21 protein-coding genes, 1 other RNA gene and 1 pseudogene are annotated in these 25,323 nt (G+C 49.9%); 13 read left to right on the plus strand and 10 right to left on the minus strand.

The genetic code is table 11. From position 1 onward, the window contains the following. The first annotated feature begins 292 nt into the window (after positions 1-292). The 4 genes from EHT87_RS14975 (at position 293) to EHT87_RS14990 (ending at position 3,635) form a co-directional block, all read left to right on the plus strand. Positions 293-820 carry a hypothetical protein gene (locus EHT87_RS14975; protein ID WP_124907462.1) on the plus strand — a complete coding sequence of 176 codons (528 nt, stop codon included), beginning with the start codon at positions 293-295 and terminating at the stop codon, positions 818-820. A gap of 107 nt (positions 821-927) precedes the next feature. Next, entirely contained in the window at positions 928-1,710 is a 783-nt protein-coding gene (locus tag EHT87_RS14980; protein WP_124907463.1) for an MBL fold metallo-hydrolase, read from the plus strand. 121 nt (positions 1,711-1,831) lie between these two features. Next, positions 1,832-2,575, plus strand: a complete 744-nt coding sequence (locus tag EHT87_RS14985; RefSeq protein WP_124907464.1) for a Nif3-like dinuclear metal center hexameric protein — start codon at positions 1,832-1,834, stop codon at positions 2,573-2,575. A 484-nt stretch (positions 2,576-3,059) separates the two neighbouring features. Continuing rightward, positions 3,060-3,635 carry a DUF2911 domain-containing protein gene (locus EHT87_RS14990; RefSeq protein ID WP_124907465.1) on the plus strand — a complete coding sequence of 192 codons (576 nt, stop codon included), beginning with the start codon at positions 3,060-3,062 and terminating at the stop codon, positions 3,633-3,635. A 253-nt stretch (positions 3,636-3,888) separates the two neighbouring features. Here EHT87_RS14990 and EHT87_RS14995 read toward each other — a convergent pair whose 3' ends face one another. The 7 genes and pseudogenes from EHT87_RS14995 to EHT87_RS15025 all read right to left on the minus strand — a co-directional run bounded on the left by EHT87_RS14995 (position 3,889) and on the right by EHT87_RS15025 (position 8,570). Further along, positions 3,889-4,512, minus strand: coding sequence for a hypothetical protein (locus tag EHT87_RS14995; RefSeq protein ID WP_124907466.1), 624 nt, complete (start codon positions 4,510-4,512; stop codon positions 3,889-3,891). A gap of 122 nt (positions 4,513-4,634) precedes the next feature. Further along, entirely contained in the window at positions 4,635-5,006 is a 372-nt protein-coding gene (locus EHT87_RS15000) for a DUF6567 family protein (protein ID WP_124907467.1), read from the minus strand. Between the two features lie 244 nt (positions 5,007-5,250). Beyond that, positions 5,251-5,871, minus strand: a complete 621-nt coding sequence (locus EHT87_RS15005) for a hypothetical protein (RefSeq protein ID WP_124907468.1) — start codon at positions 5,869-5,871, stop codon at positions 5,251-5,253. Between the two features lie 89 nt (positions 5,872-5,960). Further along, on the minus strand, positions 5,961-6,536 hold the full coding sequence (locus EHT87_RS15010) for a Crp/Fnr family transcriptional regulator (protein ID WP_124907469.1): 576 nt from the start codon (positions 6,534-6,536) through the stop codon (positions 5,961-5,963). A gap of 332 nt (positions 6,537-6,868) precedes the next feature. Beyond that, positions 6,869-7,261: pseudogene (locus tag EHT87_RS15015) on the minus strand (helix-turn-helix domain-containing protein); the annotation flags it as partial. Positions 7,262-7,345: 84 nt separating this feature from the next. Further along, on the minus strand, positions 7,346-7,951 hold the full coding sequence (locus EHT87_RS15020) for a hypothetical protein (protein ID WP_229321115.1): 606 nt from the start codon (positions 7,949-7,951) through the stop codon (positions 7,346-7,348). Positions 7,952-8,282: 331 nt separating this feature from the next. Continuing rightward, a complete protein-coding gene (locus tag EHT87_RS15025; RefSeq protein WP_124907471.1) occupies positions 8,283-8,570 on the minus strand; it encodes a hypothetical protein in 288 nt (95 codons plus the stop codon). A 44-nt stretch (positions 8,571-8,614) separates the two neighbouring features. On the opposite strand from EHT87_RS15025, the gene EHT87_RS15030 reads away from it, so the two are divergent. From EHT87_RS15030 to EHT87_RS15050, 5 genes are all read left to right on the plus strand, one after another. Next, the gene (locus EHT87_RS15030; protein WP_124907472.1) at positions 8,615-9,073 is read left to right on the plus strand and encodes a hypothetical protein; all 459 of its coding nucleotides are present in this window, start codon (positions 8,615-8,617) and stop codon (positions 9,071-9,073) included. A gap of 241 nt (positions 9,074-9,314) precedes the next feature. Next, a complete protein-coding gene (locus tag EHT87_RS15035; protein WP_185716235.1) occupies positions 9,315-10,187 on the plus strand; it encodes an NADP-dependent oxidoreductase in 873 nt (290 codons plus the stop codon). Between the two features lie 12 nt (positions 10,188-10,199). Beyond that, the gene (locus tag EHT87_RS15040) at positions 10,200-11,117 is read left to right on the plus strand and encodes a helix-turn-helix domain-containing protein (RefSeq protein ID WP_124907474.1); all 918 of its coding nucleotides are present in this window, start codon (positions 10,200-10,202) and stop codon (positions 11,115-11,117) included. Positions 11,118-11,341: 224 nt separating this feature from the next. Next, entirely contained in the window at positions 11,342-12,247 is a 906-nt protein-coding gene (locus tag EHT87_RS15045) for a helix-turn-helix domain-containing protein (RefSeq protein WP_124907475.1), read from the plus strand. A gap of 186 nt (positions 12,248-12,433) precedes the next feature. Continuing rightward, a complete protein-coding gene (locus EHT87_RS15050; RefSeq protein ID WP_124907476.1) occupies positions 12,434-12,772 on the plus strand; it encodes an EthD domain-containing protein in 339 nt (112 codons plus the stop codon). 301 nt (positions 12,773-13,073) lie between these two features. On the opposite strand, the gene ssrA is transcribed toward EHT87_RS15050, so the two are convergent. Both ssrA and EHT87_RS15060 read right to left on the minus strand, forming a co-directional pair. Then, positions 13,074-13,445, minus strand: a transfer-messenger RNA (tmRNA) gene (gene ssrA / locus EHT87_RS15055). A gap of 37 nt (positions 13,446-13,482) precedes the next feature. After that, complete coding sequence (locus tag EHT87_RS15060; RefSeq protein ID WP_124907477.1) at positions 13,483-14,112, minus strand: hypothetical protein; 630 nt, start codon at positions 14,110-14,112, stop codon at positions 13,483-13,485. A gap of 211 nt (positions 14,113-14,323) precedes the next feature. Here EHT87_RS15060 and EHT87_RS15065 point away from each other — a divergent pair, with 211 nt between their 5' ends. The 4 genes from EHT87_RS15065 (at position 14,324) to EHT87_RS15080 (ending at position 21,777) form a co-directional block, all read left to right on the plus strand. Continuing rightward, a complete protein-coding gene (locus EHT87_RS15065; RefSeq protein WP_229321168.1) occupies positions 14,324-17,680 on the plus strand; it encodes a ThuA domain-containing protein in 3,357 nt (1,118 codons plus the stop codon). A gap of 302 nt (positions 17,681-17,982) precedes the next feature. Beyond that, positions 17,983-19,389, plus strand: a complete 1,407-nt coding sequence (locus EHT87_RS15070) for a DUF418 domain-containing protein (protein WP_124907479.1) — start codon at positions 17,983-17,985, stop codon at positions 19,387-19,389. Between the two features lie 27 nt (positions 19,390-19,416). Beyond that, on the plus strand, positions 19,417-20,841 hold the full coding sequence (locus EHT87_RS15075) for a DUF418 domain-containing protein (RefSeq protein WP_124907480.1): 1,425 nt from the start codon (positions 19,417-19,419) through the stop codon (positions 20,839-20,841). A 147-nt stretch (positions 20,842-20,988) separates the two neighbouring features. Next, a complete protein-coding gene (locus EHT87_RS15080; RefSeq protein WP_124907481.1) occupies positions 20,989-21,777 on the plus strand; it encodes a hypothetical protein in 789 nt (262 codons plus the stop codon). 39 nt (positions 21,778-21,816) lie between these two features. Here the strand turns inward: EHT87_RS15080 and EHT87_RS15085 are convergent, their stop codons facing one another. Continuing rightward, on the minus strand, positions 21,817-25,152 hold the full coding sequence (locus EHT87_RS15085) for a PAS domain-containing sensor histidine kinase (protein WP_124907482.1): 3,336 nt from the start codon (positions 25,150-25,152) through the stop codon (positions 21,817-21,819). Between the last annotated feature and the right edge of the window lie 171 nt (positions 25,153-25,323).

Raw genomic sequence — 25,323 nt, forward strand, 5'->3', positions numbered from 1 at the left:
AAGTGGGACATCCCGGCCTTTTTGGCCGGGATTTGTTTTTAGGGCTGGCTTTCTGAAGCCCAACCGATTAATTTTGCTTAATAAAGTAGACAGAAAGTGGACAAACTATTTATTTAGTGAAATTTGCCAACCCGGAATAGTTATTAAGTATACTTGCCCACTTTACCATCATTCAGACCAAAAAGACTCCTGCGAATGCTGGTATTGCTTTTTTTAGTTGCGACTGTAAAAGCAAAATAATAGCTTTAATTATTAATTGAAGAAAATCCACCTTCATCCACATTTCTGAAGAATGGTACTTATCATAAACGGAACAAGAAAAGGCGTTGAATGGAAGAACTTGGTTTGCTTCCCGGATAATTACGAGGTGGCCTTTGACATCTTATCAAATTATGTAGCGGCCGGTTTAAAGCTATCGGAAGCGACCCTGAACGACGGAGGTTCGTTTCTGAATCTCCCCGTTCGCAGTTTTGACGGGCAGTCCATTAGCCCGCACCTCCAAAATCTACAGAAGGAATGGGAAGACGTTCTGGCCATCAAACCGGAACAAAGGCAAGCGGAGAAGAATAGCCAGTTTAAAGAATGGGACCGGCAGCTGATCACCTATTACGAAAAACAGATAGCGCGGGTTTACAGAAACCTGGCCTGCAACACCAAGGCGATGACAAAGGTTAATCAGCGCCGTGCGTCGGGTCTGGGATTGGAACATTATGAGTCAATGCAGCGCAAATACCTTCAATTGCTTAACCGGTATCAGACTTGCTACAAAAAAGCCCTTGTTCATCTGGAACACCTAGAGAGGCATCAGAGTCTGACGTAACCCGGAACACCCCATAGCCGTCCTTTTTTCAAAAACCGGTGGAAACTGGTACCTCTACCCGTTGATTGCATTGAGGTGATAAGCGGTTTTGCTAACTTTACTGATCTATGTCCCTGTTTATCTCCTCCCTGAATTCTGGCAGCAACGGAAATTGTTATTACGTCGGCAACGAGCAGGAAGCCGTTTTGATCGATGCCGGCATTTCCTGCCGTCAGGCCGAAACGCGGCTCCTGCGGCTGGGCCTGTCGATCCGGACGGTGAAGGCCATCTTTATTTCCCACGAGCATACCGATCACATCAGCGGCCTCTCCCAACTGGCCTCGAAGTATAAATTGCCGGTTTACATTACCGTCAAAACTCTGAAAAACTCCCGGTTATCGCTTGAGAGTGTTCCCGTCAACCCGTTTTTCGGGGGCATACCGGTCTGGATTGGCAACCTGTGCATCACGGCTTTTCCCAAATTCCACGATGCTGCCGACCCGCACAGTTTTATGATCACCTGTCAGGACACCAACGTGGGCGTATTTACGGACATTGGCGTTGCCTGCGAGCAGCTGATCCACCACTTTAGCCAGTGCCATGCGGCTTTTCTGGAGGCCAACTATGACGAAGATATGCTGGAACGGGGCCGGTATCCTTATTTCCTGAAACAGCGCATTCGGGGCGGCAAGGGCCATTTATCCAATCAACAGGCTCTCAACCTGTTTAAAGAGTACAAACCGGCTTTCATGAGTCACGTGCTGTTGTCGCATTTATCGAAAGACAATAACTGTCCGCAGTTGGTCCGGGATTTATTCCTCCCGCACCTCAATAGCACCGAACTGATCGTGGCTTCGCGCTCTGAAGAAACGCCGGTTTTCCGGGTCAGTGCCGCCCGGGAACTGGTATGATCAACCAGAAATACGACCCGTTTGCTACCTACCAGCGGAGGATGACATCAGTTTTGTCAACTCAGGGGGCTGGTTGCCACGGCACAACGTACTCATAAGCGGTTTTAGTTTAGCTTGAAAGGTGATTTTAACGGAATTCGTACAGTTTCTGGCGGAGATTTTCAATACGTCCCTTTATCCACCCGCGGAGCAGGGAGGTCTGTTCCACCAGTCCACCCCAGGCCAGTCAGGCCACCCCGTTCAGCGTGTGGGACTGGCACTCGAACCCTGGCCCGGACTTCCGCAATGGCTCGTTACCCACCGCATCGATACCCTCTGGCTACACCGCCCTTGGCGGCTCGACCTCTCTTTCCTTCCACCGAATACGGCGGTTCTGTATCACCATCTTCCGTTCGATGAACACCTGACGCTAGGGTATAACCGGTGGCTGGCAGAAGCCCTCAACCTGGCCGGAAAGCCCAAACCGCGCCTGGAAGTTATCGGCTACAAACAGATGCCGGGCTACCCTGACCGGCCAATCGGAATGCTGGGCCCGGCGTCAGAACTGGACTTCCGGGGCTGGTGCCATCGGGTGGTGGTCCAGTTTGGCGGGTATGAAGAGGCCCTGCCGGGAACGCAAACCAGACCGGGCCACCTGGCGGTTGTTGGAGCCATGAATACGGAGCTGATCCGGGAAGCTTCGGCGCGGGGCGCGGGTTTGTACCTGACGGGGCAGTATCGGAAATCCGCCCAAAAAGCAGTTGAAGAAACCGGCATTGGCGTTATTGCCATTGGCCACCGGCGGAGCGAGGAATGGGGCCTTCGGAAGCTGGCTCAACTAGTGGCGAATCGCAACGTCGCCATTGTGATGCCCACACCGGAATAAAACCGGGTATGCCGAAAAACCGCCTACGGACGACGCGCCTTGTTCCCCTCACCGGCCAGGTCGTCCACCTGTTCTTCAGTGTCCTATTATCCGGAAGGCTAATCAGGAAGTTCAACTAATCAACCAGCCGCTGAACCGCTTCCCGATCCATGTCGTCGCTGGCTTTCCTGATTTCGCTCCGGTCTAGCTGTATAGCAAGCATAAGCAGCCTAATGGCAGGAACCGGAACCATAGGATCAAAACCTGTTCGAATCAAGCACAAATTGACTTTTAAATTTACTAATCCCTGACGGGCAGGTCCGATTTGTTTCCAAAAAAGGAGCGTGTTTTGGAAGCAGATTGGGCGCACTTTTGTAAAAAATGTGGTGCTCTCCTACCAGTTTACCGGTATTTTCACGTGATTCATTCCCTGGTTTGCGGGATCGTGTTCAGATGCTGTATATTGAGCCCACAAAACGCAAAGCTTTATTTTCTGATGACCACAATGAAAAAAACCGTTCTCTTTTTCGGACTGCTTTTCCTGGCACTGACCGGAGCAAATGCCCAAACGTTTCGGGGTCTCGACAAATCGCCCATGGACATGGCCTATTACCCGGACGATTACGCCCACGACCGTAAATTTGCCCCCGCCAAAATCGGCACTGACAAGGCAATGGTGCGGATTGTCTATAGTCGTCCGGCAAAAAACGGGCGCGAAATTTTCGGAACCAAATTGGCCCCCTACGGAAAGGTCTGGCGGGCAGGTGCGAATGAAGCTCCGGAGATCAAGTTTTACCAGGATGTGACCTTTGGCGGCAAAAAAATAAAGGCAGGCAGCTATGCGCTGCTGACCATACCGAACGAAACGGAATGGACGATAATTCTCAGTTCCGACGTAGACCAGTGGGGCGCCTACAGCTACAACGAAGCCCTGGATGTGGCCCGGGTGTCGGTACCTGTGCAAAAATCGGATACGGTTCTTGAGAATTTTTCGATTCAGTTTGCCAAAAAAGATGCAAAAACCGCCACCATGTATTTGGGTTGGGATACGGTGTTGGTAGCGGTGCCGATTTCATTTTAAACCGCTTTTCGGGGACAAACCGGTGGTTTGTCCCCGAATTGATTCGGACTTCACTTTGCCATTTTTACGGCTATAGCAAAAATAAACCCTGTAAGTCAAGTATTTACAGGGTTTTGTGAAGTGAAGATACAGGGACTATTTTGATTAATAGTTGATTATTTTTTGGAATGGGTTTTTAAACTTCCTGAATTTGCAAAACTTCAGGCATTCCGTATTTGGTGCAAATAACTGCCTTCATTTAATCATTGTAGTTTTAAAAATTAAATCCGAAATGCAGCCCTGGCTCAGGCGTCCATTTGGGCCACTTGTCATCTTTTTCTTTAAAACCATCAGGCATTTCAGTGAAATAAGGACGGCCGGCAACACCAAGTGATGGCTCTATAAAAAACCGGTCCTTAAAGAGTTTAATGTGATAGCCAACTCGATACGTGTTGAATATAATAAAACCATCACCAACCTTATTACCATTTTCATTCTTATATGTTTGCCACATAGGCGCTACGTGTACTGCTGCGTAAAGACCTTTCCAAAAATACCTTTGATAAGCAAGGCCAAAACCATGTTCTCTTATGTAACCAGGAAATTTCTCTTCAGGTGTTCCGTATACCTTGTTATAAAAAGGATTAATACCAAGTGGCCAGGCATGTTTCCACGTTATTAGTTCGAGAGAAATTACATCTTTTCCTGTAATGCGATAGCCTAAATTAAGTTGAGCGAAGCCGGGTGGGTTTACCTTATCTAAATTACCCAATAAAAACATAGTACTACCAACGAACCACTTTTTGTAAGTGCTGTCTGTTTTAGCATATTGTGCTTTCAGTTGGAGCGTACTTGTCATTAGTAAGACAAAACCAATGAATAAAACTTTCTTTTGCATTTCTTTATTAATGGATAGTTAAACGATACTGCAAAAGTAGATTGGCGAGCTACCATCACTCGTTCACTTAAGTTAAGAAATGAAGTTATCCCTAAAATAATACACAGCCCACTTCTTTGAACTTACCTCGTAAATTCAACTACCTGGGCACTCACAGTTATCGTTCTTCTGACAAAGAAAGGAGCAAAACCACTGACGTGTTCCTCTGTCATCACGTTAATTATAGCTTTGGAACCATTCAGTAAGTTGGCTTTCTTCAGCATCGATGAATACGCATTTTCGTACAATTGCCTTTTTTTCATACCGCCAATTGCCAATACATAAGACACCTCCGAACTTCCGCTTACCTGATCAATTACCTTGAAGTTATTCCCACTTAAGTGAACCTCAGTGGCGTTTTGATTATGGTTGGTAACAAGGGCTGTGCCAATGCCACATGAACTAAGAAATGCCGTGAGTAATAACAACATGGAATAAAAGCCGATCTTTTTCATTGTAGTAATTAGTTATTGTTATACATGGATTAAAACTAAAATCTGAAATGCAGGACCGGCTCACCGATAAAGCACTTTTCCACATGTTGTCTTGTACTTTAAATTTTCCGGCATGTTGGTGCACACGGGAACTAAAGTACCCGAGATGGAAGGTTCAATAAAAAATCTATTCTTGAGGAGGGGAAGCTACTGCTGGGAGTTTTAGTATGTTGAAAGGTATCCGGTTAATTTCCCGATTAGGATACTAAAAGTTAAACCCAAAATGAAGCCCGGGTTCAAAAGGAAAGTAGTTAGGCCATTTATTTTCTACTAATTTAAAAGATTCTGGTGTGTTAGTTCTTACAGGCCAATAAGTTAGACCAATAGAGGGTTCAAAAAAGAACCGGTTTTTGAAAAATTTAAGCTGGTAACCCAAACGGAAGGTCAAATATAACGTGTATCCATTTCCAATCTTTTTATTATCCTCATCCCTATATTTTTCAAAAGCATTCAATGCATGAACGGATGTATAGACTCCTTTCCACCAAAAACGCTGGTATGCTACTGTAGGTGCAAGTATGCGTGCATGTCCAGGATAGTTTAGTCCCATTGCATCAAATGATGGTCCCCAAGGGATACCTATTGGCCAGGAATAAATGGATCTTTTAAATTCAAAGGAAACAACATTCTTAGGTGTTATCCTATATCCAAAATTTAATTGTATAAATTCAGGGTTATTTACTTTGGAAAAATTTCCTAACATCAAGAATGTACTCCCAACGAACCACCTTTTGTAAGTACTTTCTTGTTTTGCATATTGTGCCCTCACCTGTAAACGGCTTGCCAACACTAAGGCAAGTCCAATCCATAAAATTTTCTTTTGCATTTCTTTCTTCTTATGTGAAACGATACTGCAAAAGTAGATTGGCGAGATGCCCTCACTCGTTCACTTAAGTTAAGAAATGAAGTTGCTCTTTACTTTTTTTCCAAAATTCTTGCTCGTAGTCTGCTTAAAGATTGAGGTTTGATCCCTAAATAGCTCGCTAGTTGGTGTTGTGGCACACGTTGAATAAGATCCGGTCTATTTTGCAGTAAGTTCAGGTATCTTTGTTCGGGTGAAGAAGTCTTAAAATCGTCAAAATTGATTTGTTGTTTGGCTAACAATTCTTCCGACAAGATTCTACACATTAATTCAAACTTGGGAAATTTACTGTTTATTTCTAGTTCCATATCAGAATTTGAAACGGTAAGAATACTGTCTTCAACACAACTGATGAAATATTTAGAAGGAGCTTTATTGATAACACAATGAGGTGTTAAGGCGTCCATTTCTGTATAGAAACTTGTTGTTTTTTCTTCTCCGTCTATTAGGTAATAAATCCGAATACAACCTTTTAAAACAAAATAACTGTCTTTTGATTTCTGTCCTTCTTTTAGTAAAGTCGTCCCTTTCTTTACTGTGCGAAACAGGTCTAAAGAAAGTATTGCATTCTTCTCATCTTCTGTCAGAGAAATGTATTTTGATATAAAGTCAAATAGTATGTCGTGCATTGTTTTATAGGTTGTTACAATTGTCTTTTACACTTGCCATCGACTCATAAATATACGAACCTTTCGGTTTGTACAACAACATACTAACTAATAATCCATACCTACATCCGGGCCGAAGAAAACAGCCGCGACGGCACCGACACCATCGACATTTACAGCGCTCTGGTACTGACCTCCAACTACATTCCGGAAAACCCGATTTTCTTCAGCCACTGCCTGTTTGTGCCCATCACCGAACAGCAGAAAACCGACGAGCAGGTGGAAGCCTTCGCACGGTTCAAAGACATCGAGCAGGACGGTTTGTCGTTTGTGACGCTGGAAATGCTGAAATACCGGGCGCTGGTAGAAGCCAAGGCTTTCAACCGCTTAGAGAATGTTTCTAAATCATGCCATAACCAGATGCTGCGGACTCCACCAGGTGAAATCACGATGGCTTATTTTTTCAACTCGTTCGATACCCGGAGTTGACCCAAAGCGGGTTGTTCAATAGCCATCTTCAGAACAGCCTGCTCAATGGATTCTTCGACGCGATTTTTCGGGCATGGCTTGCGACGGCTCATTTCTTGAAGTGCCATCTCACCGCCTTGGTTGTAAAGTTCTTTAAAGCGGTAGAAACTATCCCGCGAATAGCCCATAATGCGGCAGGCTTTCGAGACATTTTGAAGTTGATCGGCCAAGTTGAGAATGCCCAACTTGTTCTTGATGATCTTCTCTTGTGTTGTCATTGGCTTAATCGTTGGTTTAAAGTTAGTAAACTTGTAAACTGTCAGATTAAGTCTTGACTAATTCATTTTATGCAAATTCATACCTCATTTAAAAATGCCTCTCGCTTTCAATACCCCTTCTTTCTTTACTTGAAATAACTCATCAACGTAAGCACCCATCAGGCAATATGCTCGGTTGTTTCTAATGGTAAAGTAAGGTTCAGGATACCACTTCTTGATATGTTCAACGTTTAAATAGCTTACATCAAAGGAGACGGGTTCAGCAAATTCAAGCTTTACTGCTTTCAATGATTTACGATGGTAATCGTCAAATTTGTACGGATCTCCACAACTAGCCCATTTACCTTCTTTAGTTTTATAAACATCGAAATATTGATACTTTTCGTGAAACCACTTTTCATTGTGATTAGATACAAATAACAGCACATTGTCAAACTTTGAAAACGCAGGCGTACCCATGTGGTCGTATGCTTCAAAGTCAATTGTGTTTTTTTGATAGCTGCCGTATACCTGCTGAACTACTTTATATTTAGCCTTAAACGCTTCATTAAACGGTATTTGACCTTTAACCACCTTGGGTTCGAATTTATCAACCTTGATTTTCTGACCAACGAAGACAAATAAACTGTCTGATTGCTCTTGCCCAAAAACTGATTGTAAACAAAATAAAGCTAAAAGCAGAGATTTCATCAAGAGTCTCATATAACTGTAATCGCTTGTTGCATAAGTAAAGGTTATGTTAATCAAGAGGAATAACTGACTGCCAATAGACTCCCATTTGACCTCTATTAGCTAGATTACTTTGTTTGAGTTGCTGAATGATAGAATCATAATCTAATCTGTTTTTCAGCAATTGGTTAAGGTTTGCACAGTCCCTAAAGCGGTCAAACACACACTCCCAGTCTGCATAATAACTTAATCAATTTCGTTCTGACCAATCTGATTGTTTAGGATATCTATAATTCGCTTCTCTACTTGTGGATCAAGGTCATTAATACCGCTCAGGGAAGAAGGCGTACCATTAGCCTCGTATCAGCGCTTCGCTGTCCTCTTGGGCAAGATCAGCATAGTGACTGTGCACTTGTTTGTAGGCATCAAATATGCTCCCTGCCTCTAGTTGATCTGTTTTTTCTTCTATCGAACCTTGAGTATTGTTGACATGAAGCAGCAGCTTTCCTTCCATTTGCTCTAACTCATTTATTGTCATGTTAAGAGTTCTATAATCAGCAATTATGTTAATTAATGATCCAATGTAAAAAAGATTGGATGACTTTTTTGCAATTACTCGTTTAATTCTGTCCTGTCGCATCGCCCCCAAATACCCCAGTTTCGCCGGAAACTAGCTGACACCCGATGCTTTCCGGCGATTTTCTTTCCTACGTGGACTACTTCCGGCAGTGGGCCATTGCCCAGCCCGATCTGAAATTTTTCCTCTACGGCGGGGTCGAAAAAGGCATGGACTATGCCCGCTCCTTTCCCAACTTCGACTATCCGATGGCCTGGCTCGAACAGCCCATCATCCTGCCCGGCGATAACTTTGCCGCCAACCACATGGCCGTCTACAAAACCGGCCTGTCGGTGCTGGTGCAGGCTCCGCTCGACGACAACGACGCCCAGGTGGCCGCCTACGGCCAGTCGTTCCGGATCATGCTGGCGCTGCTGAAAAAGCTGCGGCTGGATAAGCGCAGTAAAACCATTCTGTGCGATCTCAACAGCATCCGGCTCGAAGCCGTCAGCCTGCTGTGGGTCGATTCGCACTATGGCTGGCGCATGGAGCTGAATGTGGAAATGAACCTCAACGAATTCCTGTAGCCCTAGCCACCCTGACCCACTACCCGGTCCACCTGACTGGCAACCCAACCAGGCAGTTGTTGACATACCATCCTTTTAAAAAAAAGTTGACCATCCGTTTTTACTAAACCAAAGTCCGATTTGACTAACTCGCTTCGTTCGCCCAAGCCTACTTTTGCTCCTCTAAATTACAGCTACTATGCAAGCAATTGTTTTGAACCAAGCCGGCGGGGTAGACCAACTGACCTACCAAGCCGTTGAAATGCCTGTACCGGAGGCCGGTGAACTCCTGGTGAAAGTAAAAGCCTTTGGCATTAACCCAATGGACTTTGTGGTCCGCAGCGATGAACAAACGCTTACCGCCTTTCTAGGTACCCAACGACCCGCTATTCTGGGCTGGGATGTCGCTGGCGAAGTGGCCGGCATTGGGCCTGAGGTCAGTGGGTTTGAGTTGGGAGATGCCGTTTTCGCACTTAGTAACGGCCGAGCATACGCCGAGTACGTGACGGTGAGTGCTGCGGTGAGTGTTTATAAGCCCGCTTCCGTAAGCTACACCGAAGCAGCGGGCGTGCCTGTCGCGGCCATCACGGCCTGGCAAGCGCTGGTCAAAATAGGCCACATTAAGCCCGGCGACCGGGTGTTGATTCAGGCCGGAGCCGGGGGTGTGGGGCACTTTGCCATCCAACTAGCCAAGCACTTCGGCGCTTACGTGGCAACGACCGCTTCGGCTAAAAACCATGATTTCGTGCGTTCGCTGGGCGCGGATCAGGTCATTGACTACACCCAGGACGTGTTTGAGCAAGTGCTTCAGGAGGTAGACCTGGTGCTGGATACGCTGGGGGGCGAGATTCGCGAGCGCTCCCTGGCTATCCTCAAACCGGGGGGTACGCTGGTCACCATCATTCCCCCTCTGTCCGAGGAGCTTGTTGACAAAGCCCAACAACAGGGCATACAGCTAACCTTGCTGATTGGTCAGTCCAGCACTGAAGATATGCAATCGCTCGCTAACCTGCTAGCCACGGGAGCACTCAAGGCCCATGTCTCAACCGTCTATTCGTTTGACCAAATTGCGCAAGCCCACCAAGCCATAGAAAGTAAACGAACGGTGGGCAAAATCGTTGTGGAGATACCCTAGCTTGTTTGTCCTATGTTCCAGCCCCCGCTTCGCTTTAAGACCATCAGCCAGTTTCATGCGGCCCGCCAGTTGCCCCCGCCCCAACACCCTTGCCTAAGTCTGATTGATGTAACGGGCAGTACCCAGCCCCTGGCTGGTGAGCCCCTTCGCTTTGTTTTTGACTTCTATGCCATCGCTCTTAAGTCGATCTTAGGCGGTCAGCTACACTATGGCCAGCAGCCCTTTGACTTTGACAGCGGCATGATGGGCTTCTCAGCGCCGGGTCAGGTGATTAGCCTGGCCCGGCTTCCTGACCACTCATGGCAACAGGTCGGCTGGCTCTTGCTGGTCCACCCAGATTTTCTATGGGACACCCCTCTCGCTAAGAAAATAACCCACTATGAGTTCTTTAGCTATGCGGTCCATGAAGCGCTGTTTATCTCGGAAAGTGAACGAGCGGTTTTAACCAATCTTATCCTGGCCATCCAGCAGGAAACCCACCGGTCTATTGACGCCTTTAGCCAGGAAATCATTGTCGCTCAGGTGAGCACATTATTAGCTTACAGTGAGCGGTTTTACCAGCGCCAGTTTATCACTCGGCGACCCGTCAGTCATCAACTTCATGATCGGCTCAATGGGTTACTGGATGCGCATTTTGCGGATGAGGCTCTGGCTACTCAAGGACTGCCTAGCGTGAGCCACTTGGCCCACCAGCTCCACGTTTCGCCCCATTATTTATCGAGTTTATTACGCGCCTTGACCGGTTTGAACACCCAGCAGCACATCCATCTCAAACTGATCGAGAAGGCCAAAGAGTTGCTTTCCACTACCTCGCTGACACTCAGCGAAATCGCTTATCGGTTGGGCTTTGAACAGTTGGCCTCGTTCAGTAAATTATTTCGAACCAAGACCGCCGTTTCGCCCCTCGAGTTTCGTCGCTCATTCAACTAATTAATGAAGGGGATCAACCTGAACTGACTGCTCCTCAGCTCAAGGCTTACTAATCTACTGATTTCAGCAAATGCTCGTATCCGTTTACCCTGGGCATATCCAGGTCCAATAACACAAATGAAAGGAACACGTCAGGAAGACCCCTTTAAGCTCAGTTAATAGACTTTGCCCATCTTCAAAGAAAGTAACTTTACCGGGAAAGGTGAATTTGGTAAGTTTGCTCCATGTCAAAGCCCGAGGGTCTGCCCGAATTTTATCAGCACCACTTCCAAAACACCCCGGATACCCGGCCAACAGACCTGGGGCAGGTCAACGTCTTTCGCCTGGAAGAGTCGCTGATCCTCGGCTCCGAGCCTGTGCAGTTCAGCCGTCGCGATTTTTATAAAATCGCGCTGCTACACCACGGTCACAGTGTGTATCACTACGCCGACCAACGAGTAGAGGCAACTGGCCCCGCATTACTGTTGTTTAATCCGCAAATACCGTACACCCGACAACTGCTCTCCGAGGAAATAACCGGCTTTTTTTGCATTCTTCGCAAAGACTTCTTTCAGGAACGCGGGATGACAAACCTCACCGAACAACCTTTCTTCTGGCCCGGGAGCGTCCTTGTCTACCCCCTCACGGGTCCCCAAGCGGTAGAGGTGAGTGCCTTGTTCGAGAAAATGCTGACCGAACTCGTCTCCGACTACCTGTTCAAATACGACCTGCTGCGTACCTATGCCACTGAGTTGCTGCACTACACCCTCAAACTGCGGCCAGCCGATTCCAGTTACCAGCCTCCCGATGCCAAAGTGCGCCTAACGGCCTTGTTTTTAGAGTTGCTCGAACGGCAGTTTCCCATTGAGTCCCCCACCCAGCGGTTTGCCTTACGCTCGGCCCGCGATTTTGCCCAGCAGCTGGCCGTGCACCCCAACCACCTCAACCACTGTGTGCGGGCCACGACCGGCAAAACCACCACCGACCACATTGCTGCCCGCTTGAGCAGTGAAGCCAAAGCCCTGCTGCGGCACACGGACTGGAACATCGCCGAAGTAGGCTACAGTCTGGGGTTTGACGAGCCTGCGCATTTCAATTACTTCTTTAAAAAGCAAACCGGACTCGCGCCATCTGCTTTTCGGCGTCTTTGAATTTGGTAAGTATCCCTGTGAATTCGGTAAACAGCGGCAACGTCATCGACCGACCTTTGCAATCGTTAAACGGGCCGCATGGTGGCAGAAGGTTTTCCTGAAGAGGGGCTTTGCGCTACTCCCAGTGCAGCGGTTTAACCCTGTTTATTCACCAGCATCCGCTTTGTGCGGGTCTCCACTTTTGCCATGATAAAACTGCTTTTTACCCTGAAGCGCCGGGCCGGCATGAGCCAGCAGGCGTTTGAAGACTATCGCCGGGATGTGCATGTGCCGCTGCTACTAGCCATTCCCGAAGCACAGTACATGCGTCGATTCGTCGTCTCTTATCCCATACCCGCCCCTGGGTTTGGCGAGCCGAGTTACGATGCGGTTGTGGAAACTTGGTTTGACAGCCTGGATGACCTGAAGGCGTTGTTCTTTTCTGAAAACTTTCAGACCAAAGTTGAGCCCGACCATTCGAACTTCCTCGACATGACACAAGGTGGGATACTCGTTTCCGAAGAACTCGTCCTTATTGAAGGATGACAAGTGCCGATTGGTAAGACCGTCGCTTTATTTACATCGACCCCTGAATACCTACCCGGGCCAACCCTTTGTTTTGCGCCTTAGGGCGTCGGCGGGCGGTACATTTTCCACGAGACTCAAAGTTTGTGCTCATTCCAAATGGACTCTATTATTGGGGCGTATACGTTCCCGGCGACACCGTACCTAAGAATTTGGCGGTGTTTTGGGGTGGTTCGGACATTAAAATCTTCACTTTTCTTTGCCATTTTTGCGGATATGGCAAGAATAAGCCCTGTAAATCAAGTATTTACAGGGCTTTGAGAAGTGGAGACGCAGGGAGTCGAACCCTGGTCCAGACAAGGAAACCGTCGTGCTTTCTACATGCTTAGATGCGATTGGGATTGTCGGGAATCAGCCAGGCCCGCATCACGCCAGACCTCATCCGTAGGTGCTTGTGTCTTACTCGGCCGTTAACACCATAAACCGAGCCAGCGCTGCGAGTCGATGCCCCCTGATCCAGCCAGCAGCACGTAGGCCGGGGAGACAATGGCTATTGTTTAATCCTCCGGATTAAGCAGCCATGGCGTAGTTATATTCGCCAGTTATTGTGTGAAGGTTTGTTATACAGGAAATGCCCTCAACTCCCGGCATGCTTACACGCAGCAACAACAAGCTGTCAATTCCGGTCGTCCCCAGAAACGTGTACAAATTGTAACGCAAAGGTACAAAAATTAGTTTTCCTTTCCTGCATTGATTTTTTCCGTCGCCATCAGGCTCTTCAGCCAGGCCGTATACAACCCGGTTTCGATTGAAACCGCCCGCCCGGCGTGGGCTTGCCAGTCGCCGAAAAACGTTTCTATCTGCCGCAACATCTCGGCCAGGTGCCCCTCCTCTTCCACAATAATCGACCGGACGTTTACCTTGCTCCCGGCTTCGGTCAACACATCCTGATAAACCGGATAGAGCTCGTCGGCCCGCACCTCGATGGCATACGTCACCAGCAGATAGGCCGCGTATTTTAGTTCCGCTCCGGCCAATCCCAGCGTATCCTTCAAATACCGGCACACCTGCACATCGAGCCGGTTCAGGTAGGCGTGGCTGTCGTTCGGAGCCAGCAGATAAGCCGGTTCGTAAGTCGGGCAATCGGTTTCGGCCACTTTCTGAATCTGTTTTTTCAGATAATACGCATGCCGGGCTTCCTCAGCCGCGTGCTTGAGCATCAGCAAATCAACGGTGGTTTTGGGTTCAGCCGCCGAAATCTTGCGGGCACCGGTATTTTCCATCATCGACAGGGTATTCAGCCAGCGGGCGTGCAGCGAATCGTCGGCCACAATATGGGTTAACAGGTCTGTAAATTCCATCCAAAAATTCGAATTGATATCCTGCAAAGATACGGCACAGGCTTGGGTCACGGACCGTTTTTTTTCGTACTTTTGAAGCTTTGTAAAAGTCTATTTGAAACCCGAATTTTCATAAGGTGGTTTTCAGGACAATACGGTTTTCATTCAACTAACCTCTATGTATTCTTACAACCCCAAATCCCGGTTTCGCTTTCGGGCGCTCCTGTCGTGGATGCTGGTAGGCGGTCTGACGCTATCGGCTCTCTGGTCGGTGGCGCAGGCTCCCCAGAAACGCTTATTGGTTTTCTCTAAAACCGCCGGCTTCCGGCACACGTCGATTCCAGCCGGCCAGTTGGCCATCATCAAACTGGGTAAGGAAAACGGTTTCGCCGTTGATACCACCGAGAATGCGGCCAAATTTACCGAAGCCAACCTGAAACGCTACAACGCCGTGGTCTTCCTGAGCACTACGGGCGACGTGCTCAATGACATGCAACAAGCCGCTTTCGAACGCTACATCCAGGCGGGTGGCGGCTACGTCGGCATTCACGCGGCTGCCGACACCGAATACGACTGGCCGTGGTATGGCAAACTAGTGGGTGGGTATTTCATGAGCCACCCCGGTAATCCAAATGTGCAGGAAGGCGAAGCGTACGTCGTCAGCAAAAACCACGTTTCCATGTTCGGCTTTCCGGATCGCTGGAAAATCAAGGATGAGTTCTACGACTTCAAAAATGTCAACCCCGACGTTACGGTACTCGTGAAAATCGACGAGAAAACGTACAAGGAAGGCAAAATGGGTGACAACCACCCAATGTCGTGGTTCCACGAATACGACGGCGGGAAGGTGTTCTACACCAACTTCGGCCATCCCGACGAAACGTTTTCCAATCCCGTTTACCTGAAGCATTTGCTGGGCGGTATTCAGTATGCCGTTGCACCCAAACTGGATTACACAAAAGCCAAAACGATGCCGTTCCCGGAAGAAAACCGCTTCAACAAAGAAGTGCTGGCGGAGAAACTGGATGAACCAACGGAACTCGTCGTACTCGATAACGGTAAAGTGCTGTTCACCGAACGCAAAGGCGCCCTGAAGGTCTACGACCCCAAGACGAAAGTAACGAAAGTGGTGGCCAATCTGCCGGTTTATACCAAGCAGGAATACGGTTTGATGGGCATGAATATCGACCCGAAATTCAAAGACAATCAATGGTTGTATCTGTATTATTCGCCAGCCGTCGAAAAGTGGAAAACCGATACGGCCCAACACCTTTCGCGGTTTAAATTCAACGCGGAGACGAATGAACTGAAAATGGAAAGCGAGCAGGTTCTGCTGCGCGTCCCCGTAAAACGAAACAACGAATGCTGCCATACCGGCGGTTCGGTGGCCTGGGATCGGTCGGGCAATCTCTACCTGTCGACCGGCGACGATACCAACCCATTTGAATCGAAGGGATTCAGCCCGTCCGACGACCGGCCCGGTCGCCAGAGTTTCAACGCCTTGACCACTTCGAGCAACACGATGGATTTGCGCGGAAAAATTCTGCGCATCAAGCCACTCGATGACGGTACGTACGAAATCCCGGAAGGCAATCTGTTCCCGAAAGGAACGCCCAACACGCGCCCCGAAATCTACGTCATGGGCAACCGGAATCCGTACCGGATCTCGGTCGATCAGCGTACCGGTTTTCTGTACTGGGGTGAAGTGGGTCCGGATGCCGCCAACAACATCGACCGGTTCGGGCCTCGGGGCCACGACGAGGTCAATCAGGCCCGCAAAGCCGGTTATTTCGGCTGGCCCCTCTTTGTTGCCGACAACCGTGCCTACCGCCAGTTCAATTTTGCCGACAGCACCTCCGGCCCGGCCTACGACCCGGCCAAACCCGTCAACCCCTCCAAACTCATCAAAGGGTTGAGCGAATTGCCCCCGGCGCAGAAGGCGTTTATTTATTATCCGTATGCCGACTCGCCCGAATTTGGCCCCATTGTGGGTAAAGGCGGCCGGAATGCGATGGGTGGCCCGGTGTATTATTACGACGATTATGCCGACAGCCCGGTAAAATTCCCCCGTCACTACGACGGCAATTTTTTTGCCTATGACTGGATTCGCGACTGGATTCACCCGGTAACGATGACCAAGGACGGCGATTTCGTGAAGATGGAGACCTTCATGCCCAACACGAAATTCAGCCACCCGATCGATATGCAGTTCCACAAAGACGGCTCGCTTTACGTCCTGGAATACGGCAGTAACTGGTTCGCGCAGAACGACGACGCCCGCTTGTCGCACATCACCTACAACGCCGGAAACCGCAAACCGCTGGTGGTTGCCAATGCCAGCAAAACCGTTGGTGCGGCTCCCTTAGCCGTTAAATTTGACGCCAAAGGGTCACTGGATTACGATGGCGATGCGATTAAATACGAGTGGACGTTCGGACAGGGTTTGCCGAAAAGCACCCAGGCCGCTCCGACCTTTACGTATGCCAAACCGGGTGTCTATTACCCTACGCTGAAAATTACCGACGCGGCCGGAAATGTCTCTTCTACGAAACTGGAAATCCGGGTTGGTAACGAAGTTCCCAAAGTTGAGGTGGCCGTTAAGGGCAACAAAACGTTTTACTTCGACAACAAACCGGTCGAATATGAGGTCAAAGTAGCGGATAAAGAAGATGGCAGCCTGTCGGCCGGAAAAATCAGCGCCGAAGATGTGACGATGACCATCAACTACCTGGAAGGATTCGATAAAACCTTGCTGGCGCAGGGCCACCAGGCCAATGTCGGTTTTGCGACCGGCAAACGACTCATCGAACTCAGCGACTGCAAAGCCTGCCACAGCGTCGACAAAAAATCCATTGGACCGGCTTACCAGGAAGTGGCTAAAAAATACGCCAAAGAACGTCGTGCGGAAATGGTCAATAAACTGGCCAGAAAAGTGATCGAAGGCGGTGGCGGTGTCTGGGGGGAACAGGCGATGAGCGCCCATCCCCAGTTGAAAGAGGACGAAGCGAAAGAAATGGTGAGTTATGTCCTGTCGCTGGGCGACAAGCAGCAGGTCGACAAAAAACCGCTGAAAGGCGTCTACACGGCGCAGGCCAAAGACAAAGACGGTTCGTATCTGTTCTCCGCCAGCTATACCGACAAAGGCGGTGTCGTGATTGGTCCGCTGACGGGCAGTTCGACCGTCGCTCTCCGGAGTGCCAAAATGAAAGCCGCTACCTTCGACGGCGGGAAAGACGTTTCGAAGTTCAAATTGCCGTCGGGCAATGAAATTGCGGCCGGTGCCAAATCGGAGGGGTATTTCTTTTTTAACGATATCGATTTAACCGCCATCCGGAGCCTTACGGTTCTGGGTTCGGCCTCTTCGAAGTACATGGCCGGAGGCAAGCTGGAAATCCGGCTCGATTCGCCAACCGGAACGCTTCTGGGAACCGGCGAGGTGAAAAGCGAAAAAATGGAACCGGTCGATATTGCCTTAAAAACGCCCGTTTCAGGTCAGCACAGGTTGTACTTCGTGTTTGTCAATCCGAATGCGGGTAGCAAGCCGCTGTTTGCGCTGAATGACATTCAATTCAATGCCGAGACGATGTAGACCGGTTTTGCAACCATTTTTTTGACTTTAAAAAGCCGCCGGATGAATCATCCGGCGGCTTTTTGTATAACCAGAGTGCACGAAATTCCGGTTCATTCCATCCTTCAATCATCACCTTCCTGCCTCCCGGGTGGATTTGCGAGACTCATTGCCGTTCGTTCTTTCCGGTAAGTAGAACCGGCCACCTACCGATCCCTAAATAATTCGCGACTGGCGGCAACAAAATCAATATCTTACTTCATTCATTTCGGCGACCTGCCCGCCCCCAACTATGGATTTTCCTTTAACCTAACTGCTTTATAATGAACCCTGTACAAGCATCCCACCCGGACGCGTTTTTGCCCGAAGCTTCGTCTGAGCGGGTTCCCATGCTGGACCTTCTGCGGGGCATGGCCGTCTTGGGAATTCTGGTGACCACAATTCAAACGTTCGGACTCACCGAAGCGCAGGTGCAGCAACTGATTCGCGGGCCGCACGGAGGAACTTACAAACTGGCAACGCTGGTGCAGGTCCTGTTTGGCAACGCCATGCCAGCCCTGTTCACGATGGTTTTTGGAGCGGGAATCCTGCTGTTTCTCGCCCGGCCCAAAACCGCTGCCGGCATGGCGATACCGGAGTTATACATCCGGCGTCAGTTGTGGCTCATTGCCTTCGGTCTCATCAACGCCCTTGGCTTTCTCTGCACCAGCGATCTTCTGTTCTTTTACGGTATCATTGGCGTATTTTTATTCCCTTTCCGGCTTTTATCGACGCGGGCGTTGTTGATAGCAGCCATCATTACCGCGCTGATTTATAGCGGAAAAACGTATTGGAACTTTCGGGAACAGCAGCAAAACTACGAGAAGTTTCAAACCGTGGAAGGGTTGGAAAAGAAACAGAAAAACCTGGAAAAGAAAGGCAAAAAGAATTCGAAGGCAAAAAAACGGGAGCTGACCGATGAACAGAAAGAGGCCAAATCGGCCTGGGAAGGGCTGTTAAACGATCAAAAATTCGATCCTAAGCAGAACGACGCCACCATCAAGGCCATGCGCTCCGATTATTCGACCGTCTGGAATCATCTACTGCCAAAAATTCAGGCCACCCAGGCTCAATATTTCTACCGCCTGGGTTTGTGGGATCTGGCTTCCATGCTTTTGCTGGGAATGGTCCTGTTTCGACGGGGCTTTTTCACCAACCAACTCAGCACCCGGCAGTATGTGATTCTGGCAATCGGCGGACTACTGACCGGCCTGACCCTGAACGGGTTGGCGGCCTTCTCGCATGAATCGCTACTGAGGGATTTCACGAAATACGTGGCAACCAACGGTCTTCCCTGGCATGATGTTTTTCGACCGTTTGCCCAGGCTTTCAGTGCCATGGGCTGGGCCAGCTTGGTGCTGGTGATCTACCGGGCGGGCCTTGTGCTTTGGCTGTGGCAAGCCATCGGTGCGGTTGGTCAAATGGGTCTGACGGCCTACCTGATCCAGTCCGTAATGGGCACTTTATTTTTCTACGGATACGGTTTTGGTTACTTCGACGCCTTGCCGTTCCATCAGCTTTACACGGTGGTTGCCGAAATCTGGCTCCTTCAACTTGTCTTCAGCGTAGTCTGGCTGCGCCATTACCGCCTGGGACCGGTCGAGTGGCTCTGGGAGTCACTTAGTTACGGAAAATGGCAACCGATGCGACGGCACGAAACCAGCCCCGAAACCGCTCGGGCCCTGTCATAACTCTTTCACAAACAGAGACTAATGTTTATGGAAACCACCTCGTCTTCCTTCCTGCCCTCGGATGCGGCTACGATTTTGCCGGCTGACTTGCCGGGCTCTGCCTACGGAGCCGACCGGGATCCTCCGCGTCCGGTTGCCAAATCCGACCGCATCCAGGCCATCGACCTCATCCGGGGTCTGGCGCTGCTGGGCATTCTGATGATGAATATCAAAAATTTTGGCTTTGTCTGGTCCGGTTTCATGACCATCGTCAAGAACCCGGCCAGTACCGACTTTTATACGCTGGCGGTGGTCGATACCGCCTTTGCGGGAACCATGCGGGCGCTGTTTTCGATGCTTTTCGGGGCCGGTATGATTCTTTTCCTGACCAACAAACCGGAAACCGAATCCGGCCCGACCGTTGCCGATTATTATTACCGGCGGTTGTTGTGGCTGGTTTTATTCGGTGTTTTCAACGCTTATATTTTGCTCTGGCCGGGCGATATTCTTTATTTCTACGGCTTGTGCGGTATGTTGTTGTATCCGTTCCGGCGGCTCAAACCGGGCTGGCTAGTGGTTATGGCATTGGTATGCATTGGGGCCAATTACCTGAGAAATGATCTGTGGTACAGTAACATGCGTGAAAACCGGGCGGGCTATCTCGAAGCCGTAAAGCTCGAAAAAGCGCACAAAAAACCAACGGCGAAACAACTGGCCGCCAAAACCGCCTGGGAAAAATTTCAGAAAAATTTTAAACCGGATCCCAAAAGAGAGGCCAAACTGATCAAAGAAAGACGCTCGGATTACGGTACGGTTTTTACCAGCCTGATCCCGAACAACAGCGGCTCCGAATCGTGGGGCGTCTATTTCGGGAGTTGGGATATGCTGTCGATGATGTTTCTGGGCATGGCGCTGCTGGGCTGGGGGTTCTTTTCGAATAAACTCCCTACCTCCACCTACGCCACCACCTTGCTCATCGGTTACGGACTGGGATTTCCCCTTAGCTGGTTCTTTTTCCAAAGCAGTTTTGTCGACTGGCTTCAGGATGCGGGGAAAGTGATCGATACATACCGGGTCGACCCTTTTCAGCTGTACGATGTACGGCGGGCCTTGCTGGCGTTGGGCCATGCCAGTTTACTCCTGCTGATTTACCGTTCGGGCGTGGTTCCCTGGCTCATGAAATCGCTCACGGCGGTAGGGCAAATGGCCTTTACCAACTATCTGATGCAGAGCATTATCTGTACCTTATTTTTCCACGGATATGGGTTAGGTTATTACGGAAAACTAGCCTACCATGAACTTTACTACGTGGTTGCAGGCATCTGGGTTTTTCAGCTCATCGTTTCCCCAATCTGGCTCAATTTCTTCCGTTTTGGCCCGTTCGAGTGGCTCTGGCGCTCGTTGACGTACTGGAAACCGCAACCCATGCGAATCCGGAAAAACACCGAACCCGAAACCGTAGCAGGTTCTTAATCCAGTAGGCTCTGTCTCAACGGGATAGAGCCTCTTTTTACCAGGTATTTACTCAAACCTACCAGGTATTCATTGGGGCTGGCTGTTGATGGATGGTTGACCGTACTTTTAGGGTGTCAACGGACCCTTCATTAACCCAATGAATTCATGAAACTCACTTTCTTACTGTCCATCATCGCCGTTGCGGGGGGCCTGTGCGGGTGCGAGCCCCAGGACAACCCGCTGGTTATAAGTACCTATAACGGCCACACGCTGCAACTCATCGACCATACCACCGTACGGAGCATCGGCGAACGCAACCACCAGGCGGTGTTGATCTTCGACGGAAAATTGGTCAGCGATCAGAACATCGGCTTCCCGCTTTTACCGGAAAACTATTCAGATTGGGTAATTCGCAACTACGACCTCGATCTTTCCAGCCCCGAACAGACGCCCTGGACGGTTTACATGTCACCCAAAACCTTTACTCGGGCCGAATACGACCAGATGATTGCCTGTTTTGAAGTAAAATGGAGTGAATTCGATTCAACGCTGACTAATTTCAGCACGCCGAACTACGGCAAATCCGGTCGCATCGAGCGGATCGTTTATGGCGAAGCGCCCCAACCGATGGTGTTCCGGCCCGCCCGCCTTCGGTATCAAACCGTGTATGGCCCCGATGCCGATCCCGAAGAAACCTTCATCATCAGGCCCGACGGTACCTGGTCGTTCACGATTGCGAGCAACGGCGATGGCAGTCGTTTTGTGGCCAATGCCGCCAATGGAACGCTTTTGGCCAACAATGGGCAGTTGAGTCTCGAAAAACCGTTTGAAATCGACAACCCCATGCTGAGTGTGCGGCCCGATATGATCGATCTGTCCGACCCGGAGTATTTCCAGTCGTTCACCGACTCAACGGGAAAACCACTGCTGAGTGTTATAAAATATCCTTTTTAACAAATCACCTAAAAGTCAGCGCCTTACGGCTTTTGCAAATTACAACACGGGCAGATAAACGCTGAACGTTGCCCCCTGTCCGGGTTGGCTCGTGGCCGAGATGGCTCCGCCGTGGTTGGAGGCCACCTTTTCACAGATCGCCAGGCCAATACCGGTTCCGGCGAACTCGCTTTTCCCGTGCAGGCGTTGAAAAACCTGAAAGATGCGGTCGACGTATTTCTGGTCAAAGCCAATCCCGTTGTCCGAAACGTAAAGGCAATAATAGGCTCCGGCCGACCGGGCGGGTTTTACCGAAGGCGGCAAATCCGTATCGGCTATCATCCGGACACCGACGTGAATCAGTGGGGCCACCGGAACACCGGCCTTGTCCGTCCGGCGAAACTTGAGCGCATTACTAAGGAGATTCTGGAAAAGTTGTTCGAGTTGGGAGGCATCTCCGGGCACCGTGGGCAAGGGTTCCACCGTCACGACGGCGCCGGATTCCTGAATAGCCAGGTCCAGATCCGTCAGAACCGTGTTGACCACCTCGGTCAGCGAAACCGGCTCGATGGTGTCCTGCTGCATAGAAATTCGTGAAAAAGTCAGCAGATCTTTAATGAGTGCCGACATTCTACCAGCCGCCAACTGCATGCGGTCCAGGTAGTTGACCCCATCTCCCAACTGAGCGGTATAGTGGTTTTTAAGCAGATCACCGAACTGCCGGACCTTGCGTAGAGGCTCCTGCAAATCGTGGCTGGCAATATAGGCGAACTGTTCCAGGTTTTCATTGGAACGGATGAGCAGTTGGTTGGATTCGGCCAATTCTTCATTGGTGGTCGCCAATTCTTCAATCGTTGCAGACAACTCTTCGTTGGTTGCGGCTAACTCTTCGTTGGCGGTTTCCAGTTCCTCGGTTCGTATCTGTACCTGTTGTTCGAGGGCGAGCTGGATTTTCCGCTGCTCGGTAATGTCTTGCGCCGTGCCCACCAGTTTAACCGGTTTGCCCTGGGCATCGACAAAGACCTTTCCCTGCGCGTCGATAATCCGCACCTGCCCCGTAAGCCGGTTCACAATCGGATGCTCATTCCTGTAACTACCGGAGGCTCCGGGTTGAACAACGGCGTTGATGGCAGCGGCCACGGACTGCCGGTAGTCGTCGGGTAACGGATTATAGGCTTCGTCCATGCTCTTGGTGTGTTCCGAGAAGCCCAGCCAATTCATAAACCGGTCCGAGTAGGTGAATCGCCCGGTTTCAATATCCATACTCCAGGTGCTCAGTTCGGCCAGTTCGATAGCCCCGCGAAGCGTGCTTTCGGCTTCCTCCACTTTCTGCCGGGCCAACACCTGCTGGGTTACATCGATAGCCACCACCATCACCCCCGAAATACGGGTTGCGCTGTCAGGTTCAGATCCATCACCCTGTCGGGTTTCGTACTGGGGCTGAATGGTCAGGTCAACATAAATGGATTCAAGCTGATTGTTCCGGAAGATAGTCACCTCGGTTTCTCTGGCGACGTAGGGACTACCGGTCGAACCAACTTCCTCTATCAACTGATCGAAACCCTGCCCCTGCAGTTCGGGGAGTACTTCCAGAAACGATTTGCCAATTAATTCGCCGGGTTGCCGACCAACCAACTGCCCGTATAATGGGTTGGCCATTCGGAAACGCAGGTCAATTATGTCGATAATGGCAATGGCAACCGGCGATTGTTCGAATGATTCGAGCAGTTGCTGCCGGTTTTCTTCAATTCGCTGCCGGACAGCAACCCGTTCGGTCACGTCGACGGCCACATTCAGAATGGCGTAAACCTGGCCCTGGTCCGTGGTCAGTGGCTGGTAGGTAAAGGTAAACCAGAAGGTCTGTAACTGGCCATTCACCACCAGATTGGCCGACTGCTCGGCCGATTGATACGGTATTCCGGTGTCGAAGACCTGCTCCAGTAAACCAATAAAAGGCTGGCCTTCCAGTTCCGGCAAAGCCTCCGCCAGCTTCATTCCGATCACGGAAGGCGTTTTTCCCCATAGGGTGATCATCGCATCATTAGCCGTTTCAATGATCAGGTTTCGGGTCGAATACACGGCCATGGCAATCGGAGCTTCGGCAATCAGCCGCCGGAAGCGTGCTTCACTTTCCCGCAGCGACTGTTCGGTATTCTTGCGACTGGTTATGTTGGGGCTCACCGTTGCCAACCCGGTGATCTGATTGGAAACCGGGTCCTTCAGGGTAACGGCATTCCATTCGAGCCAGAACGGTTTTCCGGATTTGGCATTTACAAAGCGGATTTCGTGCGAAAAATGACCGGTTTTCACCAAGCTGGGCAGGATTTTTTCGGCAATGGCCCAATCTTCGGGAAAAATATAGTCCTGGATCTTTTTCCCATCAACGGTGTCCCAACCCAACATTTCCAGAGCCGCCGGATTGGCGTATTCGATCGAGGTATCGGAGGCCGCCAACCCGATGAATTCAGGACTGGCTTCCAGAATGGCAATGAGTTTCTGTTTTTCTTCCTCTGCCAGCTTTTGATCATGGACATCCACCACCGTCCCGATCATTCCCTGGTAATTTCCCTGTTCATCAAAGCGGGGGCTGCCTTTATCCACCACCCAGCGATACGTGCCTTCTTTGTGGCGTAAGCGATAGAGCGCACTAAACGGAATCTGCCTTTCATTGGCTTCAATAAAACAGGCTCCGGTTTTTTCTTGATCATCCGGGTGCGTGGCATCGAGCCAGCCAAATCCTTCGGCTTCTTCGTTCGACTGGCCGGTAAATTCATACCACTGCCTGTTCAGGTACGAACAATACCCATCCGGTTCGGTAATCCAGAGAATGGCCGGCATGGTTTCCGTGAGCTGACGCAAAAAACGCTCACTCTCCTCCAGCTTTTTTCGTCCGGATCCAGAAGTCATTGTCTCTGTGCAGGTTACCAGTACGCCATTGATCTGTCCTTCGTCATCGTAGGCCGGGCTGTAGCTAAACGTCCGGAAACTACCGTCCTGCCCGCCCTTGGGCTGGCCAGGAAAATACGGCTGATCACTCCGGGTGGCTTCGCCGGTAGTCCTGACCTGATCGATCAGCGGCTGGATGGCGGGCCAGCTCTCGGGCCAGACGGTTTCAAATTTCCGGCCCAGTGCGCCGGGATGTTTCCCCGCATTTTCCAGACTGGGGCGGTAGGCGTCATTGTAAAAGCAAATTAGCTCCGGCCCCCAGAGCAGAAATAGAGGAGAACAGGACGAAAGAATCAGGTTAAGTGTCGTTCGCAGGCTCTGGGGCCAGTTTTCAACCGATCCCAGAGGGTTTTCAGACCAATCAAACGAGCGAATAAGGTGGCCCATCTCACCCCCCCTCACTGGAAACTGCGGCAAATCACTAGGGCTATTCGTACTGGTGAAGCTCATAAAATACTCATCCCGTTGGAAACGGAAAAATCCTTTTCGAATGTAAGTCGACAAATTATATTTACTACGAATAAAACGATCAAATTTCGATTAAATGGCCCAAAACTTCCGCATTAAATCGGTGTTTTCCATCAGCCCCTCGCCCACCCCATTCGGATTTCGGATAAACGC

Origin of the sequence: Larkinella knui, assembly GCF_003858645.1 — a bacterium.
GTDB lineage: Bacteria > Bacteroidota > Bacteroidia > Cytophagales > Spirosomataceae > Larkinella > Larkinella knui.